This is a genomic window from Hephaestia sp. MAHUQ-44 (genome assembly GCF_023806085.1).
Lineage (GTDB): Bacteria > Pseudomonadota > Alphaproteobacteria > Sphingomonadales > Sphingomonadaceae > Sphingomonas.
In genome coordinates this window covers 89,903-106,940 of record NZ_JAMSLX010000003.1, presented here as the reverse complement: position 1 = coordinate 106,940, position 17,038 = coordinate 89,903, and the positions used below count along the sequence as shown (strand labels likewise).

The following is a 17,038-nucleotide window of genomic DNA, read 5'->3' as shown; positions in this document are numbered from 1 at the left end:
GGTCCCATGCGCGTGGGGTTGAGGATGGGGGACGTGAGCGCTGAACCGTCGATGGAAGACATTCTGTCTTCGATCAAACGCATCATCGCCGAAGAAGGCGATGTGACCGCGTCCGCCAAGGCGCGCCGCGCGACGCGTGGCACGGCCAAGCACGCGCCAGCCGCCGCCGATGAGCACGATCACGATCAGGATGAGGCGCACGAGGAAGTGCTCGAGCTGAGCGATCCGGTGCCGACTCCCAAACCCGATTCGCGGCTCGCCTCGCAGGGGCGCCGCGAACAGATCCTGTCCGAACAGGCGGCACAGGCCAGCCGCGGCGCGCTCGCCTCGCTCTCGAAGCTGATCGTCAAGCCCGAGGTCGCGGGCAGCGATACGCTCCAGGCGATGGTCGAGGACATGCTGCGCCCGATGCTGCGCGATTGGCTCGATGCCAATCTGCCCGAGCTGGTCGAGAAGATGGTGGCGCGCGAGATCACGCGGATCACGGGCCAAGAGTAAATCGTCCCCGCAGGCTTGGCGAAATACGCCTCGCCCCGCTAAGGGCGCTGGCATGACCGAGCTCGCAAAAACCTTCGACCCCGCTTCAATCGAACAGCGCTGGTACGCGCACTGGGAGGCGCACGGGCTGTTCCATCCCGAGCGCCCCGGCGCCGAGCCGTGGACGATCGTCAACCCGCCGCCCAACGTCACCGGCAGCCTCCATATCGGTCATGCGCTCGACAATACCTTGCAGGACATCCTCGTCCGCCACGCGCGGCTCAAGGGCAAGGACGCGCTGTGGGTGGTCGGCACCGATCATGCGGGCATCGCGACGCAGATGGTGGTCGAGCGCCAGATGGCCGCCGCGCAGGATAAGCGCACCAACTACACCCGCGAGCAATTCGTCGAGAAAGTGTGGGAATGGAAGGCCGAGAGCGGCGGCCAGATCACGCAGCAATTGCGGCGGCTGGGCTGCTCGATGGATTGGGCCAACGAACGCTTCACGATGGATCCGGGCTTCTCGAAGGCCGTGCTCAAGGTCTTCGTCGATCTTCACAAGCAAGGGCTGCTCTACCGCGACAAACGGCTGGTGAATTGGGACCCCGGCCTCGGCACCGCGATCAGCGATCTCGAGGTCGAGACGCGCGAAGTGCAGGGCAGCTTCTGGCACCTCAAATATCCGCTGGCGGACGGCTCTGGCTTCATCCACGTCGCCACCACGCGGCCCGAGACGATGCTCGCCGACATGGCGGTCGCGGTGCATCCCACCGATGAACGCTACACCGCCTTGATCGGGAAGATGGTGCGCCTGCCGATCACCGGCCGCGAGATCCCGATCGTCGCCGACGAACACGCCGATCCCGAACTCGGTTCGGGCGCGGTGAAGATCACGCCGGGGCACGATTTCAACGACTTCGAGGTCGGGAAACGCGCCGGGTTCAAGCCCGCCGACATGCTCAACATGCTCGATGCCACGGCCAAGATCGCGCAAACCGCGGACGGCCTGATCCCCGCCGATCTGATCGGCCTCGAGCGGTTCGAGGCGCGCAAACGCGTCGTGGCGCTGCTCGAGGAGGGCGGTCTGCTCGAACGCGTCGAGGATCGCGTCATCCAGACGCCTTATGGCGATCGTTCGGGCGTGGTGATCGAGCCGTGGCTGACCGACCAATGGTATGTCGACGCCGCGACGCTGGCCCAGCCCGCGATCGAGGCGGTGCGCTCGGGGGCGATCAAGATCGTTCCCAGGACGTGGGAAAAGACCTTCTTCAACTGGATGGAAAACATCCAGCCGTGGTGCGTCTCGCGGCAACTCTGGTGGGGGCACCGGATTCCGGCCTGGTATGCCGACGACGGCCGCATCATCGTCGCCGAAACCGAGGAGGAGGCGCAGCGTCAGGCGGGCGAGGGCGTTGCCCTGCGTCGCGACGAGGATGTCCTCGACACGTGGTTTTCCTCGGCGCTGTGGCCGTTTGCGACGATGGGCTGGCCCGACGAATCCCCCTCCCGCTCGCGGGAGGGGCTAGGGGAGAGCCTGTCCGCAGCCGCCGACACCTCCGCCTCGACAAGCCCTCCCCCGACCCCTCCCGCAAGCGGGAGGGGCGTCAGCCTCGCCGGCCGCTACCCCAACGATATCCTCATTTCCGGCTTCGATATCCTGTTCTTCTGGGACGCGCGGATGATGATGCAGGGCTTGCACTTCATGGGCGATGTGCCCTTCAAGACTTTGTATCTCCACGGACTTGTCCGCGCGTCGGACGGGCAGAAAATGTCCAAATCGAAGGGCAATACGGTCGATCCGCTCGGGCTGATCGACCAGTACGGCGCCGATGCGCTGCGCTTCTTCATGGCGGCGATGGAAAGCCAGGGCCGCGACATCAAGATGGATGAGAGCCGCGTCGCGGGCTATCGCAACTTCGCGACCAAGCTGTGGAACGCGACGCGTTTCTGCCAGGCCAACGGTATCGCCGCGAGCGCCACGCGCGATGCGCCGCCCGCCACCCTCGCGGTCAACAAATGGATCATCGCCGAGACGGTCGAGACCGTGCAGGCGGTCGATCTCGCGCTTGCCGATCTGCGCTTCGATGGCGCCGCGAACGCGCTCTATCACTTCGTCTGGAACCGTTTCTGCGACTGGTATCTGGAACTGATCAAGCCGCTGCTCGGCACCGCCGACGGTCCCGCAACCGGCGCCGAGGCGGACGAAACCCGCGCCGTGGCCGGCTGGGTGCTCGATCAGATCCTGGTGCTGCTCCACCCATTCATGCCCTTCATCACCGAGGAATTGTGGCACGCCGGCGGCGCGCGCGCGTCCGAACTGATCGTCGCGGCGTGGCCGAATGCCGACGCGCAGGCGCTTGATGCCGAGGCGGTGAAGGAAATCGACTGGCTGATCCGGCTGGTCTCCGATCTGCGTACCGCGCGGACCGAGCTCAATGTGTCCCCCGGTGCGCGGATGCCGCTCCATGTCCGCGACGCCTCGGCGCAGACCGTCGAACGCCTCACGCGTCAGACCGCCGCCCTGGCGCGCCTCGCGCGCGTGGACGTTGCCGACGGTGACGCAGCGGCCGGTGGCGCCGCGCAGGTGGTGGTCGACGAAGCGACCTTCGTCCTGCCGCTGGCAGGCGTGATCGACCTCGACGCCGAACGCGCGCGGCTCGCCAAGGGGATCGCGGCGGCCGAGAAAGAACGCGACGCGCTCGCCGGACGGCTCGGTAATCCAAGCTTCGTCGAACGCGCCAAGCCCGAAGCCGTCGAAAAGGCCCGCGCCGACCACGCCGACAAGGCCGCCGAGGCCGACCGCCTGCACGCCGCGCTCGCCCGGCTCGGCTAACCCGCCGTCACCCCAGCGTAGGCTGGGGTCTATCGCTGTCTCGATGACGACCGACGGCGGAGCAAATCGCCACAGACATGGACCCCAGCCTACGCGGGGGTGACGGATTCTTCCGCCGGCACGATCACCTCGATCACGCCCGCCGCGATCCGCGCGGTCACCGGCGTTTTTGCCAGTACCTCGCCGTCGATCGAGATCGGCAGCCGGGGCGTGGTGGAAACGCGCAAGGCCGTACCGGTGAAGCTCACCGTGTCGTCATGGCGCGCCGGGAGGCGCAGTGCGCTTGCGATCCAGTTCTTGAGCAGGCGGCGTTTGAACGATCCGGTCACCGCCTGGACGATGATCTCGCCCGAATCGACGCGGGCGTCGTCGACGATCTCGGTACCGCCGTGGAAGCCGCCGTTCGAGATCCGCACCTCGACCACGGTCACGCTACGCCGAATACCCGCGTCCTCGATCACAAGCTCGAATGGCCTGAATTTGGCATATTGCAGCGCCGCCCAACTCAGATAGCCGAGCCGGCCGAGATATTTCTTGAGAGTGTGCGGCACCGTCTGGGCGATCTGCGGGGCGATCCCGATCGCGGCACAATTGGCGAAATAATCCTTGTCGATCATGCCGAGATCAATCCGCTTGCGCCGCCCGGTCCGCAGCACCTCGACCGCGCCTTCGATATCGAGCGGAATGCCCAGCGTGCGCGCAAAGCTGTTCGCGGTGCCCAGCGGCAGCACGCCCAGCGCGGTATCGGTGCCGACCAGATGATCGACCAGCCCCGAAATCGTGCCGTCGCCGCCGCCCAATATCATCAGATCGGGTTTGGCTGCGAGCGCCGTCTTGATCACGGTGTCGAGCGTGTCGGGATCGGTGATCGCGTGCGCGTCGACCGGGAAGGGCAGGGCCTTCAGCGCCGCACATGCCGCCGCGAACTGGGCCTGTCCCTTGCGCGACTGCGCGTTGACGATCAGCACGGCGGATCGGGTGGTCATCGGGAATATCGCCTGCGCTGTCCTACATGAGGCGCATCTGATACAGCGAGCCTGCTGCAATCACACCTTATTCGGTTGTCGGCCGATAAGGCGAACATGGGCTCGGGGGTGTCAACTTTGTCAACTTGGCACCGCCGATCGGGCGGCTCGTGACTTGCACCGTTCGCGGTGACGGCGCACAGGGCTGGCTATGAGCCACTATCCCGCCCTCCGCCTTCGCCGTACCCGCGCCTCCGGCTGGAGCCGCCGTCTCCACGCCGAAACCGTGCTGACCCCCGCCGATCTGATCTGGCCGTTGTTCGTGGTCGAGGGCGCTGGCGTCGAGGAACCGATCGCCAGCCTGCCGGGCGTCTCGCGCTGGTCGGTCGACGGCATCGTCGCGCGCGGTAAGGAAGCGCGCGATCTCGGTATCCCGTGCGTCGCGCTGTTTCCCTATACCCAGCCCGATCGGCGCAGCGATGACGGCCGCGAGGCGCTCAACCCCGATAATCTGATGTGCCAGGCGATCCGCGCGCTCAAGCACGCGGTGCCCGAGGTGGGGGTGCTCACCGACGTCGCGCTCGATCCGTATACCAGCCACGGCCATGACGGGCTGCTCGATGCGACCGGCTATGTCGTCAACGACGCGACCGCCGAGACGCTCGTTGCGCAGGCGCTCAATCAGGCCGCCGCGGGCGCCGATATCATCGCCCCCAGCGACATGATGGATGGCCGCATCGGCCTGATCCGCGACGCGCTCGAAGCCGATGGCCATGTCAACGTGCAGATCATGTCCTATGCCGCCAAATATGCGAGCGCCTTCTACGGCCCGTTCCGCGACGCGGTCGGCAGCCGCGGGCTGCTGAAGGGCGACAAGAAGACCTATCAGATGGACCCGGCCAATTGGCAGGAGGCGCTGCGCGAGGTCGAACTCGATCTCGACGAGGGCGCGGATAGCGTGATGGTCAAGCCGGGGCTGCCCTATCTCGATATCATCACGCGCGTAAAAGACGCGTTTGAAGTCCCTGTGTTCGCGTATCAAGTCTCGGGCGAATACGCGATGATCGAGGCCGCGGCGGCGGTCGGCGCGGCCGATCGCGATGCGGTGGTGCTCGAAACCTTGCTCGCGCTCAAACGCGCGGGCTGTTCGGGGGTGCTCACTTATTATGCGCGCCACGCCGCGCAATTGCTCGCCGGATGATCGCGACCGACCGTTTGATCCTGCGGCGCTGGGAAGAGGCCGACCGGCCGATCTTCCACGCGCATTGCAGCGATCCGGCGGTGATGGAATTTCTCGGTCCGCTGATGACGCGTGCTGAGATCGATGCCGCGCTCGATCGGCAGAATGGCTATCTCGACAGCCACGGTTTCTGCTTCTGGGCGGTCGAACGGCGCGCGGATGGCGCGTTGCTCGGCTTCTGCGGGCTCAAGCCCGGCGCGCCCGACACCCCGATCGCCGACGATGTCGAGATCGGCTGGCGCTTCGGCCGGGCCTATTGGGGGCAAGGCTATGCCCGCGAGGCCGCCGAGGTGAGCCTCATCTGGGGCTGGGCCAACACATCGGCCCCGCGCATCGCTGCGATCACGGTCGCGGCCAACACGCGCAGTTGGGGATTGATGGAACGGCTTGGCATGAAGCGCGTCGCCGATGGCGATTTCGATCATCCCGCGGTGCCCGACGGCAGTCCGCTCAAGCGCCACCTGCAGTATCGGATCGCGCGCCCCTAATCGGCGGGCAGCCGCGCCGAGAGCGTCGCGATCCGGTCGGCCTGGGCGGCGATCTGCGCCTGCGCCGCGGCGCGCAGCGATTCGAGCGCGGGATAAGGCGGCGCGCCGGTGATCCCGCGATCGATCGCGCGTTGGTCGAGATCGCTCAGGATCGCAAGGCTGGCCGCGCGGTCGTCGTCGAGCCCCGCGAGCGCGACCTGCGCATCGAGCCACGAATCGCTGCCCGGCGCGGCTCCCTTCGCGGCGGCGATCAGCGCGTCGGCCCTCGTTGCAGCAGCCGTGAAGCGGTTCGCAGTGGTCGTCAGCGTCGTTGTGGCCTCGGCGATGGCGGCGTCGAGCGCGGGGTCGGGCACTGCCACCGCCGGGACGGCGGCCGGCGGTTCGTCGAAGCTCAACGTCTCGCTGGCCCGCGGCAGCAACGACGGCGCGTCGACGATATTGGGGGTACACGCCGCGAGTGGAATCGCTGCGGCGAACAGGGTGTGGGGGAACCGTATCATCATAAAAGGTCTATGGTGCCCGAAAGCCCGCCGCAACGGGCTTGCGCAATCCGGCGACCCCTTCTATGTCGCCTCCACCCTGCGCGCCCGTAGCTCAGCTGGATAGAGCATCAGACTACGAATCTGAGGGTCGGACGTTCGAATCGTTCCGGGCGCGCCAATGTAAACCCCGGCAGGTCAATGACTTGCCGGGGTTTATGTTTTTTGGCGCTGCGACGGCGTTTAACGAAAGTGTGAAAAGGCATGCCGGTCGGTCGGGCCACGGCCGATCGTGCCGATCCGTGACGCCCGATATCGTGGCTGCGCAGCGTTTGGTGGCTGGTCTGGTAAGGTTTTGCTCACGCTAAGCTGGCAGGGCGTGGGGATCATGCTGGGTGTAAACGAGTACCGGGTCGTTGTGATGCGGCTGATAATCGCGCTGATCGCGATGGCTGGCGCGCTTTGGCCGCCGCCAGCGACGGCCGAATCGGTGGCTTTCGATGCGTTTTGTCATGCCGTGACTGGAACGGCGACGCCCGATTCGGCGCTGCCGCGGCTGACGTTCGCGTGCCGTGGCGCGCCCTCGGCCTATCAACAAGGCAGTCTGTGGTTGCGCACGGACCTTCGCGATCTTTCGGTCGATCGGACCGATGTGGCGCTGATGGTGCGCCAGAGCCGGTTCGATCGGCTCGCGGTCGCCTTCACCTATGCCGATGGTCACGTCGTGTGGCAGCAGGTCGCGAGCGGCGCCTTCGGTGCGCACTGGCGGGTGGGGGGCCAGATCGCGTTCGAGGCACCCGTGCGTGATGCGTCACTGGTAGCGGCGACGATGCGGCTCGATCGCGTGGCGAGCCACAATCTTCTGCGGATTCGAATCATCACCGGCGCTGAGTCCGCGACGCAGTCGGCGATCCTCGCGGCGCTCACCGGTGCCGCGCTGATGCTGTTGCTGGTCGGGGTGGTCTACAATATGTCGCTGGCGATTGCCGTGCGGCGTCAGTTCCTGCTGTGGCACGGCCTTTGGGCCGCGTGCGTGCTGACCTGGGGTACATTGTGGTCACAGCTCGAACTCATCGTCCTGCCAGGGCTTGCAGGCACCACGGCGGCACGCATCTGTACCTTTCTCGCCTGCGCCGCGATCACCGCCGCGACCGTCAGCGCCGTCACCTCGATCGAACGATCGCTTCTGCCGCGCTGGGCGACGACGGCCACGCTCGCGCTCGGTATTGCGATCGGTGTACTCGGCATTCCCACAGCAATCGTACGAGGTGCCGCGATCGACGGGCTTGGCCAAATGCTCGATCTGCTCGTGCTTGCCGATCTTGCTGCGGTCGCGCTGTTGCTCGGCTGGGCTTGGCGGCGAGGATGCACGGTGGCGCGCGACGTGGCGTTGGCATGGTCGGTGCCGATGGCCGCGTTGGGGTTCATTCAGATCGTCGATGTCGGCGGGGCATTGTGGGGCGGCGGCTCGCAGATGCTGGTGTTGTTCGCCGCGGCGCTCCAGACGATGTGGCTGGCGATAGCGATTACGCGCAGGATTGCGCTGCTTCGCGTCGAGCGCGATCGCGCGCGCGCCGCCGAGAAGCGGGCGAGTGCGCTCGCCGGCCGCGATCCGTTGACCAATCTCTACAATCGGCGCGGCTTCATTGCCCGAACGACCCCGTTGCTCGGCGCCGAACGGCCTGCCGAGGTGCCCGTCGCCTTGCTGTTGATCGACGTCGACCGGTTCAAATCGGTCAACGATGCTTACGGGCACGAGGCGGGCGATATTGTGCTGTGCAACATTGCCCGGCGACTCCAGCGCTGGGAAAGCGTGTCCTGTGCGGTCGCGCGACTGGGCGGCGAGGAATTCGCACTGGCGATCACCGGGATCGATGGTTTCGCGCTGGTCCGCTTTGCCGATAGCGTGCGGCAGGAACTGGGCGCGATCGATCACGGCGCGGTGATCGGCGAGCGCCCGGTGACGGTCAGCGTCGGGGTAACGCAGGCACGAGACCCGTGTTCGTTCCAGCAACTGTATCGCCACGCCGACGCCGCACTCTATGCCGCGAAGCAAGGGGGAAGAGACCGCGTCGTGGTTCGCGATATCGCGATTGCCGGCAAGGCGTCTCCTGTTCCCGCCGAACCGCCGTCAACCAATGCGCGCATTGATCCGGCGCGAGACGATCTTCCGAGCCGGGTATCGAGGATAACGTGATAAGGCCTTGATCCGCACGCGTATCGCGGGTTGATGGCGTCGCGACATGCAAGACGAGCCTGGGGCGGCGTAGCGTTTGAAACCACATCGGCGGCAGCGCGAAGCAGCGTTAGCGTTCCGCTGAACCGGCTGTGACGAGTCGCGCGGACTGCACGACTTGCTCCCGACAGACCGTCTTGGGTGCAGGTGCGAAAAAGCTTTTCGTGCTTTTGTCGTACATTTCGCTATGAGCGCCAGCGTATTGTGTTTAGCGAGGAGCCGGAATGCCGAAAATTGATGAGAAACTTCTTCCGGTTTTTGAAGATGTCTTACGGCGTAATGCGGGCGAAGTGGAATTCCACCAGGCGGTCGAGGAGGTTCTCGAGAGCCTCGGTTGCGTGATCGCCAAGCATCCCGACTATATGAGTCGGGCGCTGATCGAGCGGCTTTGCGAGCCCGAACGCCAGATTATCTTTCGTGTGCCGTGGATCGACGACAAGGGTCGGTTCCGCATCAATCGCGGGTTTCGCGTCCAGTTCAACTCGGCGCTCGGGCCGTATAAGGGGGGACTCCGTTTCCACCCGTCGGTCAACGTCGGGATCATCAAATTCCTCGGATTCGAACAGACCTTCAAGAACGCGCTGACCGGGATGCCGATCGGCGGCGGCAAGGGCGGATCGGATTTCAACCCGCGCGGCCGCACCGATGCGGAGATCATGCGCTTCTGCCAGTCGTTCATGACCGAACTCTATCGCCATCTGGGCGAATATACCGACGTTCCCGCCGGCGATATCGGCTGCGGCGCGCGCGAGATCGGCTATCTGTTCGGCCAGTATAAGCGGCTCACCAACCGTTACGAGGCGGGCGTGCTCACCGGCAAGGGGCTGACCTATGGCGGCTCGCGTGCGCGCACCGAGGCGACCGGTTACGGCGCCACCTATTTCGTCGATCAGATGCTGCGCACGCGGGGCACCAGCTTCGACGGGCGGCGCGCGGTGGTGTCGGGATCGGGCAATGTCGCGATCTACGCGATCGAGAAGATCACCGAGTTCGGCGGCAAGGTCATCGCCTGTTCGGATTCCTCGGGCTTCGTGGTCGATGAGAGCGGAATCGACCTCGATTTGCTCAAGGAGATCAAACTGGTCCGCCGCGAGCGCATCTCGACCTATGCCGAATTGAAGGGCGCAAGCGCGGTTTATTCGGAAAAGGGCTCGATCTGGGATGTGCCGTGCGACGTCGCGATTCCTTCCGCCACGCAGAACGAATTGACCGGCAAGGACGCCAAGAGCCTGATCGAAAACGGCCTGATCGCGCTCGCCGAGGGCGCCAACATGCCGAGCACCCCCGATGCCATCCGCCTGTTCCAGCAGGCCGGCATCCTGTTCGGGCCGGCCAAGGCCGCGAATGCCGGCGGTGTCGCCACCTCGGCGCTCGAAATGCAGCAGAATGCCTCGCGCGACAGCTGGACCTTCGAGGAGACCGAAGCGCGGCTCGAGGCGATCATGCGCCGGATCCACGATCGTTGCGCCGAAACCGCCGAGGAATATGGCGCGCCCGGCAATTACGCGCTCGGTGCCAACATCACCGGCTTCGTCCGCGTGGCCGAGGCGATGCAGGCGCTTGGGGTGATCTAAAGCCTCTTTGGCTTACGTCTTGATGGTGGTTTTCCGTATATCCGGCGGTCGCATGCGTGGCGTTCGGGGGCACGGAAAGCCACCATTCTGGTTTCAGCCTTACCCGTCGGGATTGCGCTCGACCGATTCGAGGATCCGCGTGCCCGCCATGAACACCGCGATCGGGCACACTACGAACAGCAATTTGCCGCCGAATCCCGGATATTGGTGCATATAATGAATCCCGCGCTCGACCGCGCCGAGGCCGAGCCCGTAGATCACGAGAAACGCCTCGAACTTGGTCTTGATGACGAACAGGCGGGCGATCTTGCGGAGCATTCCCAAAGGGCAAGCAAGCCTTGGGCCAGCCGCGCACACCCGTCGTTCCGCCTTAACGGACATGGTTAAGTGTAAAGTAACTCGACGATTCCGAGCGTTTCGATAAGCGATCGGCGCGCGCGCTCGATGCGGGCGATCAGTCCGGGATCGCCGATCGCGCGCGGATCGATCGTCTCGGGCCAGTGGCTGTGGACCACCGTGGCGATCCGGTCGAGCCTGTCGCCGTCCACCAGAAAGCGCGGGTCGACCGTTGCGGGATCGGCGACGACGCGCAGCCGCAGACAGGCGGGGCCGCCGCCATTGGCCATCGATTCGCGTACATCGACCACCTCGAGCCGCCGGATCGGGCCGTTGCCCGCGACATGCTCGCGCAGCCACCCCCAGACGGCGGCATTGGCGCGCGCTTCCTCGGGCAATATCAGCGCCTGCTCGCCGGTGGGCAGGCTGACGAGTTGGGCGTTGAACAGATAGGACGACACCGCGTCGGCAAGGCTGACGCGCGCGGTGGGCACCTCGACGATCTCGACCTCGGGCATCGCGGCACGCAGATCGTCGTACAGCCGTTCCTTGTCGGCGAACGCCTGTTCGTGCGCGAACAGCACGCGCTCGTTGGCGACCGCGACGACATCATTGTGGAACGCGCCCGCCGCGATCGCCACCTCGGATTGCTGCGCGAACAGCGTCCGTGCGGGATCGGTGCCGTGCCGCCGCGCGATCGCTTCGCTCGCCTCGCGATGCTGACGGGCGGGGTAGGGGCCGCCGGTCACGCCGTAAACGAAGATCTCGATCCCCGCCTCGCCGTGGCGCGGGGTGAGCCGCATGTGGTTGGCCGCGCCTTCGTCGCCGAACGGGGGCGGGACGGGGCCGTGCACCGCGAACGCCGCATCGGCAAAGGCAAGACGGAGCTGCGCCAGCGTGTCGGGCCATTCGTGGCTGCGGTGCGGCATCGTCACCAGATTGGCGACACTCAGGTGGCAGCGGCCATCGGCGGTGTCGGGCGCGGGCGAGACGGTGGCGGCATTGGCGGCCCACATCGCCGAGGCCGACAGCGCCTGCGCGCGCAGATGGGGTGCGGCGCGCGCATAATCGGTCGCGAGCGTCTCGAGCCAGCCATGGTTGGGGCGGGGGAGTGGCAGCAGCACGCCCTGCCGCAGCCCCAGCGCCAGATTGGCGCGCATCTTGGCGATGCCCTGAAGCGCGGCGGCGCGCGGATGCGAGACCCTGCCCGCGTTGCTCGTCGCGGCGAGGTTGCCCGGGCTCAGCCCCGCATAATTGTGGCTCGGGCCAATGATCCCGTCGAAATTGATCTCGGTGAGCATCAGCGGCCTGCGTAGCAGATCGTATCGTCCTCGGTGACGCCGAGCGCCTGAGCACAGCCGGGGTCGATCACCACGCGGTTGCCTTCCTGCTCGCGCACGACGCCGTAAGCGCAGCGGAAATCGGCGAGCCGCCCGGTCGCCACCAGCGCCTGATCGCCGCCGTCCTTGTCGCATGTCAGCACCGTCGCGGTGCGGGCCTCGCGCACTGCTTTCACCTGATCGGTGCGCGCGGTCATCGTCGGGCCGCCATCGAAAATGTCGATATAATTGTCGAAGCCGAAGCCTTCATGTTCGAGCATCCGCATCGCCGCGCGGCCCGAGGGGTGCGGCAGGCCGATCGCGGCGCGCGCGGTCTCGGTCAGCATCGCGATATAGATCGGGTGCTTGGGCATCAGATCGGCGATGAACTGGTTGCCGTGGATCGCGTTGAACTGGTCGGCGTCCTGGAAATTCATCCCGAAGAACCGCCCCGCCAATCCGTCCCAGAACGGCGATCCGCCGGCCTCGTCGATGATCCCGCGCAATTCGGCGAGGATGTGATCGGCAAAGCGCGCGCGGTGCATCGCGATGAACAGATAGCGGCTGCGCGCGAGCAGCATCCCGAGCCCGCCCGCGCGTTCGCCCGGATGGAGGAACAGCCCGCCGACCTCGCTCGACCCTTCCAGATCGGTCGATAGCGACAGCATGTCGGCGCGAAAGGTGCGGTCGAGCTCGGCCGAATGCTGGGTCAGCGTGCCGAGACGATACGAATAGAAGGGCCAGGTCTGCCCGACGCGGGTGAACATCTGGCAGGTGCCGCGGACCTCGCCGGTCGCGACGTTCTCGAGGATCAGCACGAACAGATCGTCGCTCAATGTATCGTCGTCGCGCGCGAAGCTCGCCCGGCTGCGATCGAGCTTCACGCGCAGCGCGTGCTTGTCGGGCGGCAGGTTGGTGAAGCCGCCCCCGGTCAGCTTGGCCATTTCGTAAAGCGGTTGCAGATCCTCGTCGCGCGCCGCGCGGATGCGAAAGCTCATTGATCCCCCTTTGCTGCGATCCTGAGAATCGTGACGGTCGATAAGGCCGCGCGCTCGGCGAGGCTGTCGACCAGCAGGAATTCATCGGGCGAATGGATCGCGCCGCCGCGCGCGCCCATCGTATCGACCACGGGCACGCCGGCAGCGGCGATATTGTTGCCGTCGCATACCCCGCCGGTGTCGCGCCAGCCGATGGCGAGCCCCAGATCGGCGCCCGATTTCTTGACCAGGTCGAATAGCCGCGCCGCGCCGGCATCGATCGGCTTGGGCGGGCGATTGAAGCCGCCGTGGACCGCGATCCGTACGTCATGGGCGGCCGCGATCTCGGCCACTGCCGCGTCGATCGCGGCGCGCGCGCGCGCGATTTCCTCGGCGGCCCTCGGGCGGAAGTTGACGCGCAGCACCGCGAGATCGGGCACGACATTGTTGGGGCCGCCGCCCTCGATCCGCGCCGGGTTGACCGAAAGCGCCGGGCTTTTCGCGGCGGCAAGCCGTACCGCGATCTCGGCCGCGGCGACGATCGCGTTGCGCCCGTCATCGGGGTTGCGCCCGGCGTGCGCGCTCTTGCCACGGACGACGATCGAAAAATTGCCGGTGCCGCCACGTGCGCCGGCCAGCGTGCCATCGGGCAATGCAGGTTCATAGGTGAGCGCCGCCACCTTGCCGCGCGCGGCCTCCGCCAGCAGCGCCGCCGACGAGAAGGAGCCGGTTTCCTCGTCCGAATTGATCACGACCTCATAGCCGAGACGTTGGGCGAGCGGCGATGCCTCGACGCCTTCGAGTGCGGCGAGCAGCAGCGCGAGACCGCCCTTCATATCGGCGACGCCGGGGCCGTTGAGCGTGTTGGCGTCGAGGAAACGCTGCTGCTGGAACGCGTGATCGGCGGGATAGACGGTGTCCATATGCCCGGTGAACAGCATCTGGACCGGCGCATCGGGGCGCACCGCGAGGTGGAGGTGCTTGCCGTGCGGTTGCGCGCTGACGACGCCCGTCGCCGAGACGGAATCGACCGGCGCGGGCTCGATCAACTGCAATGTCCCCGGCAGCACCGCGAACGCATCGGCGAGCGTACCCGCAATCCGGGCGAGCCCCTCGAGATTGGCGGTGCCGCTGTTGATCGCCGCCCAGGCCTGCACCCGATCGAGCATCGGGGCGGCGGCGGCATGCGCGACCGCGTCGCGTTCGATCGGCGAAAGCATCTCCATCGACCGAGCCTAGCGCCAAACCGGTTGCGAATGAAACCGTTGTCCGTGTGGACTGTTTTGCTCATCTCCGAAACGGAGACGGCACCGGCCCGCTCCCCCATCCGGCCTCCCATCCAGGATACTCTTGTGGAAGGCCGGATGGGGGAGCGGGCCGATGCCGCTGGCAACTAGGTCGTGAACTCATAAATAGGAATTTTTGTCGTTACTCGCGAAGCCATGCGAGCGCCGCGGTCGCGTCGGCTTCGACCGCTTCCACAGACTCGTAGAGCCCGGAAAAAGCATCAATCGTCCATTCGGGTGGATTCTGAAAATCCGGGTCGTTCCGAAAACGGTCATCGAAGGTGATGTAACGGTATAATCCGCCGGAACTGACCTCAATGTCGAGGCGATGCTTGCCGTCCTTGCTGATGATTTTCTTGATCGTCTCCACCAGTCGATCTTCGCAGCACAGCTAGGGGATGTCGAGGCTGGATTGGGGACCCTGAATGCTTGCAACTGAGGGCCAATGCCGACTGGCGGCTTTCATATTGTATCGAACTCTGATTCAGCGACTGCATGAGCCGATATGATTTGACCGACTTCGAGTGGCGTGTGATCGAACCGCTACTGCCCAACAAGCCGCGAGGCGTTCCACGTGTCGACGACCGGCGCGTGCTGAACGGCATCTTCTGGGTGCTGCGCTCCGGCGCGCCGTGGCGCGACCTGCCCGAGCGCTATGGTCCGCGCACCACCTGTTACAATCGCTTCGTGCGATGGCGGAAGGCAGGCGTCTGAGGTCGGATGATGGATGCCATCACTGCCGCCTATGACGGCGACATCCAGATGATCGATAGCACTTCCATCCGGGTGCACCAGCAAGCTGCGACGGCAAAAAGGGGGATCGAGACCATTGTCTCGGTCGCTCCCGAGGAGGCCTCACGACCAAGATACATGCCGTCGTCGATGCGCAAGGTCTCCCGATCCGGCTCGGCCTGACCGCCGGGCAGTCACATGATGGCCAAGTCGCGGACGATCTGCTCAACCACCTTGGGCCGCACATGATCGTGCTGGCCGACAAGGCCTATGATGCTGATCGCATCCGTTCGCTCATTGAGGAACAGGGCGCCACGCCCAACATACCGCCGAAGAGCAACCGACGATGGAAGCCGTGCTTTAGCAAGCGGCTCTACCGCGAACGCAACCTTATCGAGCGGTTCTTCTCAAAGCTGAAGCACTTCCGACGCGTCGCCACACGATATGACAAGCTCGCCGCCAACTTCCTCGCGATGGTCCAACTCGCCTCAATACGACTATGGCTGCGCGTTTATGAGTCTACGGCCTAGAAAGCGTAGACGATCGACGCGCGGCTGGTGGTGTCGGTGGTGAGGTTGCGTCCCGGTGGGTCGCTTTCATACTGGACGTTGTACGAAAGCTGGGCCGAGAGCGGGCCGAATAGCTTGGCGTTGAGCGCGGTGGTGGCGCTCAGCGTGCTGTTGTAGCTTTGCCAGTAAAGCGAGGCGTTCTGCGTCAGCGAGATCGCGTGGGTCAATTGCCACGCGAAATCGAACGATCCGCGTCCGGCGAGGCTGCGTTCGTCGGTGCCGTCGGTGAACGCGGTCGCGCGATACGCCGGGCCGAGTTCGAGGTTGAGCTTGGTTTTGGGGCCCGTCAGCAGGCTGTAACCGGCACCGATCGAGGCCGAATAGCGGCTGTCATAGCCCAGGAAATGATCGCCTTCATATTGCATCGCCCCGTAGACGTAGGAGCGATCGTCGATCTTGAAATTGGGCTCGTACGACGCGAGATAATGTTCGCGCGTGGTGACGCCAAGGCTGCGCTGGAAATCGACCTGCAGGCGGACCTTGTGGCGCCATTGCAGGCCTTCGCGCGTCACATCGACCACGCCGCTGACGCCGACGTTGTTGGTATTGCCCGTGGTCAGCCAGCCGCCGAGCGTCGCCTTGCCCTTCCAGAGTTCGAAAATTCCGGCGGCCTCGACCATCGCTTCGTGTTTGAGGCGGCGATCGGTGCGCCACGCGTTGACGCGTTTCTTCATCGCATCCTGCGCCCAGGGCGCGCGCTTGCCGGCATATTTGACGAGCGTATCGATCTCGCCGTCATTGCCCGCGGCGATCGCGGCATCGAGCATCGCGCTGAAATCGAGCGGCACCGCTGGCGGTACCTCGACCAGGTCGATTTCGTCGAGATCGATCGGCCGGGCATAGGCGATTTCGGGGACGTAGAAGTCGAACCCCTGAAAGGGTTCCGGTTCCACGACCGGTTCGAGCCATTGGGGCATCGCGGCAGCGAGCATGAGGGGAGCAAGCAGCATGACCATGATTGCAGCCTTCCCTAATCAGACAAAAAGGCAGAGAAAAGGCCTCAAACGGGACTTTTGCCGCATTGCGTCATGAAAACCGCCCTCAACCGAGGTGATCCGCGAAGGCTGCCAGCACGCGTTGGTAGAGCGGTTTCTTGAACGGCACGATCATCTCGGGAAGGTCGGCGGGCTCCGCCCAGCGCCACGCCCTGAATTCCTGATCGGCGGTGTGGATGTCGACATCCTTGTCGTCGCCGGTGAAGCGATAGAGGAACCAGCGCTGCCGCTGCCCGCGCCAGCGCCCCTGCCACAATCGGCCGATCAGATCGTCGGGCAGGTCGTAGCAGAATTCTTCAGGCGCGGCGGCGACCAGCATTACCTTATCGGGAGCGATCCCGGTTTCTTCGCCCAGTTCGCGCAACGCCGCGGCCTCGGCGTCCTCGCCCGGCTCGATCCCGCCCTGCGGCATCTGCCATGCCTCGGTCTTCGAATCGAGCCGCTGGCCGACAAAGACCTTGCCCTCGCGGTTGACCAGCATCACCCCCGCGCACGGGCGATAGGGCAGCGTCGAGAAATCGGTCGTGGTCAT

Annotated in this window: 15 protein-coding genes, 1 tRNA gene and 1 pseudogene; 8 read left to right on the top strand and 9 right to left on the bottom strand. The window is 65.4% G+C overall.

Going from position 1 to position 17,038, the window contains the following annotated elements:
- Positions 1-24 precede the first annotated feature (24 nt).
- Both NFE57_RS04550 and NFE57_RS04545 read left to right on the top strand, forming a co-directional pair.
- Complete coding sequence (locus NFE57_RS04550; RefSeq protein ID WP_252134552.1) at positions 25-498, top strand: DUF2497 domain-containing protein; 474 nt, start codon at positions 25-27, stop codon at positions 496-498.
- A gap of 52 nt (positions 499-550) precedes the next feature.
- Complete coding sequence (locus NFE57_RS04545) at positions 551-3,310, top strand: valine--tRNA ligase (RefSeq protein ID WP_252134379.1); 2,760 nt, start codon at positions 551-553, stop codon at positions 3,308-3,310.
- A gap of 89 nt (positions 3,311-3,399) precedes the next feature.
- Here NFE57_RS04545 and NFE57_RS04540 read toward each other — a convergent pair whose 3' ends face one another.
- A complete protein-coding gene (locus NFE57_RS04540; RefSeq protein WP_252134378.1) occupies positions 3,400-4,296 on the bottom strand; it encodes a diacylglycerol/lipid kinase family protein in 897 nt (298 codons plus the stop codon).
- A gap of 190 nt (positions 4,297-4,486) precedes the next feature.
- Here NFE57_RS04540 and hemB point away from each other — a divergent pair, with 190 nt between their 5' ends.
- Both hemB and NFE57_RS04530 read left to right on the top strand, forming a co-directional pair.
- Positions 4,487-5,476 (top strand): porphobilinogen synthase, encoded by a 990-nt coding sequence (gene hemB, locus NFE57_RS04535; RefSeq protein ID WP_252134377.1) that lies wholly within the window; start codon positions 4,487-4,489, stop codon positions 5,474-5,476.
- Positions 5,473-6,003: a GNAT family N-acetyltransferase gene (locus tag NFE57_RS04530; protein ID WP_252134376.1), complete on the top strand. Its 531-nt coding sequence runs from the start codon at positions 5,473-5,475 to the stop codon at positions 6,001-6,003. Before hemB ends, NFE57_RS04530 begins: the two co-directional genes overlap by 4 nt.
- On the opposite strand, the gene NFE57_RS04525 is transcribed toward NFE57_RS04530, so the two are convergent.
- Entirely contained in the window at positions 6,000-6,506 is a 507-nt protein-coding gene (locus tag NFE57_RS04525; RefSeq protein WP_252134375.1) for a hypothetical protein, read from the bottom strand. The genes NFE57_RS04530 and NFE57_RS04525 overlap by 4 nt on opposite strands.
- An 80-nt stretch (positions 6,507-6,586) precedes the next feature.
- Between NFE57_RS04525 and NFE57_RS04520 the strand changes: the two genes are divergently transcribed.
- The 3 genes from NFE57_RS04520 (at position 6,587) to gdhA (ending at position 10,292) form a co-directional block, all read left to right on the top strand.
- Positions 6,587-6,663 (top strand) — tRNA-Arg (locus NFE57_RS04520).
- A gap of 240 nt (positions 6,664-6,903) precedes the next feature.
- On the top strand, positions 6,904-8,679 hold the full coding sequence (locus NFE57_RS04515; protein WP_252134551.1) for a GGDEF domain-containing protein: 1,776 nt from the start codon (positions 6,904-6,906) through the stop codon (positions 8,677-8,679).
- A gap of 263 nt (positions 8,680-8,942) precedes the next feature.
- The gene (gene gdhA / locus NFE57_RS04510) at positions 8,943-10,292 is read left to right on the top strand and encodes an NADP-specific glutamate dehydrogenase (RefSeq protein ID WP_252134374.1); all 1,350 of its coding nucleotides are present in this window, start codon (positions 8,943-8,945) and stop codon (positions 10,290-10,292) included.
- 99 nt (positions 10,293-10,391) lie between these two features.
- Here the strand turns inward: gdhA and NFE57_RS04505 are convergent, their stop codons facing one another.
- The 5 genes from NFE57_RS04505 to NFE57_RS04485 form a co-directional block, all read right to left on the bottom strand.
- The gene (locus NFE57_RS04505; RefSeq protein ID WP_252134373.1) at positions 10,392-10,610 is read right to left on the bottom strand and encodes a hypothetical protein; all 219 of its coding nucleotides are present in this window, start codon (positions 10,608-10,610) and stop codon (positions 10,392-10,394) included.
- Between the two features lie 65 nt (positions 10,611-10,675).
- Positions 10,676-11,932: an N-succinylarginine dihydrolase gene (locus NFE57_RS04500; RefSeq protein WP_252134550.1), complete on the bottom strand. Its 1,257-nt coding sequence runs from the start codon at positions 11,930-11,932 to the stop codon at positions 10,676-10,678.
- Positions 11,929-12,945 carry an arginine N-succinyltransferase gene (locus NFE57_RS04495; protein ID WP_252134372.1) on the bottom strand — a complete coding sequence of 339 codons (1,017 nt, stop codon included), beginning with the start codon at positions 12,943-12,945 and terminating at the stop codon, positions 11,929-11,931. Before NFE57_RS04495 ends, NFE57_RS04500 begins: the two co-directional genes overlap by 4 nt.
- A complete protein-coding gene (locus tag NFE57_RS04490) occupies positions 12,942-14,150 on the bottom strand; it encodes a hydrolase (RefSeq protein WP_252134371.1) in 1,209 nt (402 codons plus the stop codon). The genes NFE57_RS04495 and NFE57_RS04490 overlap by 4 nt, the downstream gene beginning before the upstream one ends.
- A 202-nt stretch (positions 14,151-14,352) precedes the next feature.
- Positions 14,353-14,580: a hypothetical protein gene (locus tag NFE57_RS04485; RefSeq protein ID WP_252134370.1), complete on the bottom strand. Its 228-nt coding sequence runs from the start codon at positions 14,578-14,580 to the stop codon at positions 14,353-14,355.
- A 125-nt stretch (positions 14,581-14,705) separates the two neighbouring features.
- Here NFE57_RS04485 and NFE57_RS04480 point away from each other — a divergent pair.
- Positions 14,706-15,472 (top strand): annotated as a pseudogene (locus NFE57_RS04480) (IS5 family transposase).
- Here NFE57_RS04480 and NFE57_RS04475 read toward each other — a convergent pair.
- Together NFE57_RS04475 and NFE57_RS04470 are read right to left on the bottom strand one after the other, a co-directional pair.
- The gene (locus NFE57_RS04475; RefSeq protein WP_252134369.1) at positions 15,469-16,467 is read right to left on the bottom strand and encodes a DUF481 domain-containing protein; all 999 of its coding nucleotides are present in this window, start codon (positions 16,465-16,467) and stop codon (positions 15,469-15,471) included. The pseudogene NFE57_RS04480 and the gene NFE57_RS04475 overlap by 4 nt on opposite strands.
- 85 nt (positions 16,468-16,552) lie before the next feature.
- Complete coding sequence (locus NFE57_RS04470) at positions 16,553-17,038, bottom strand: RNA pyrophosphohydrolase (RefSeq protein WP_252134549.1); 486 nt, start codon at positions 17,036-17,038, stop codon at positions 16,553-16,555.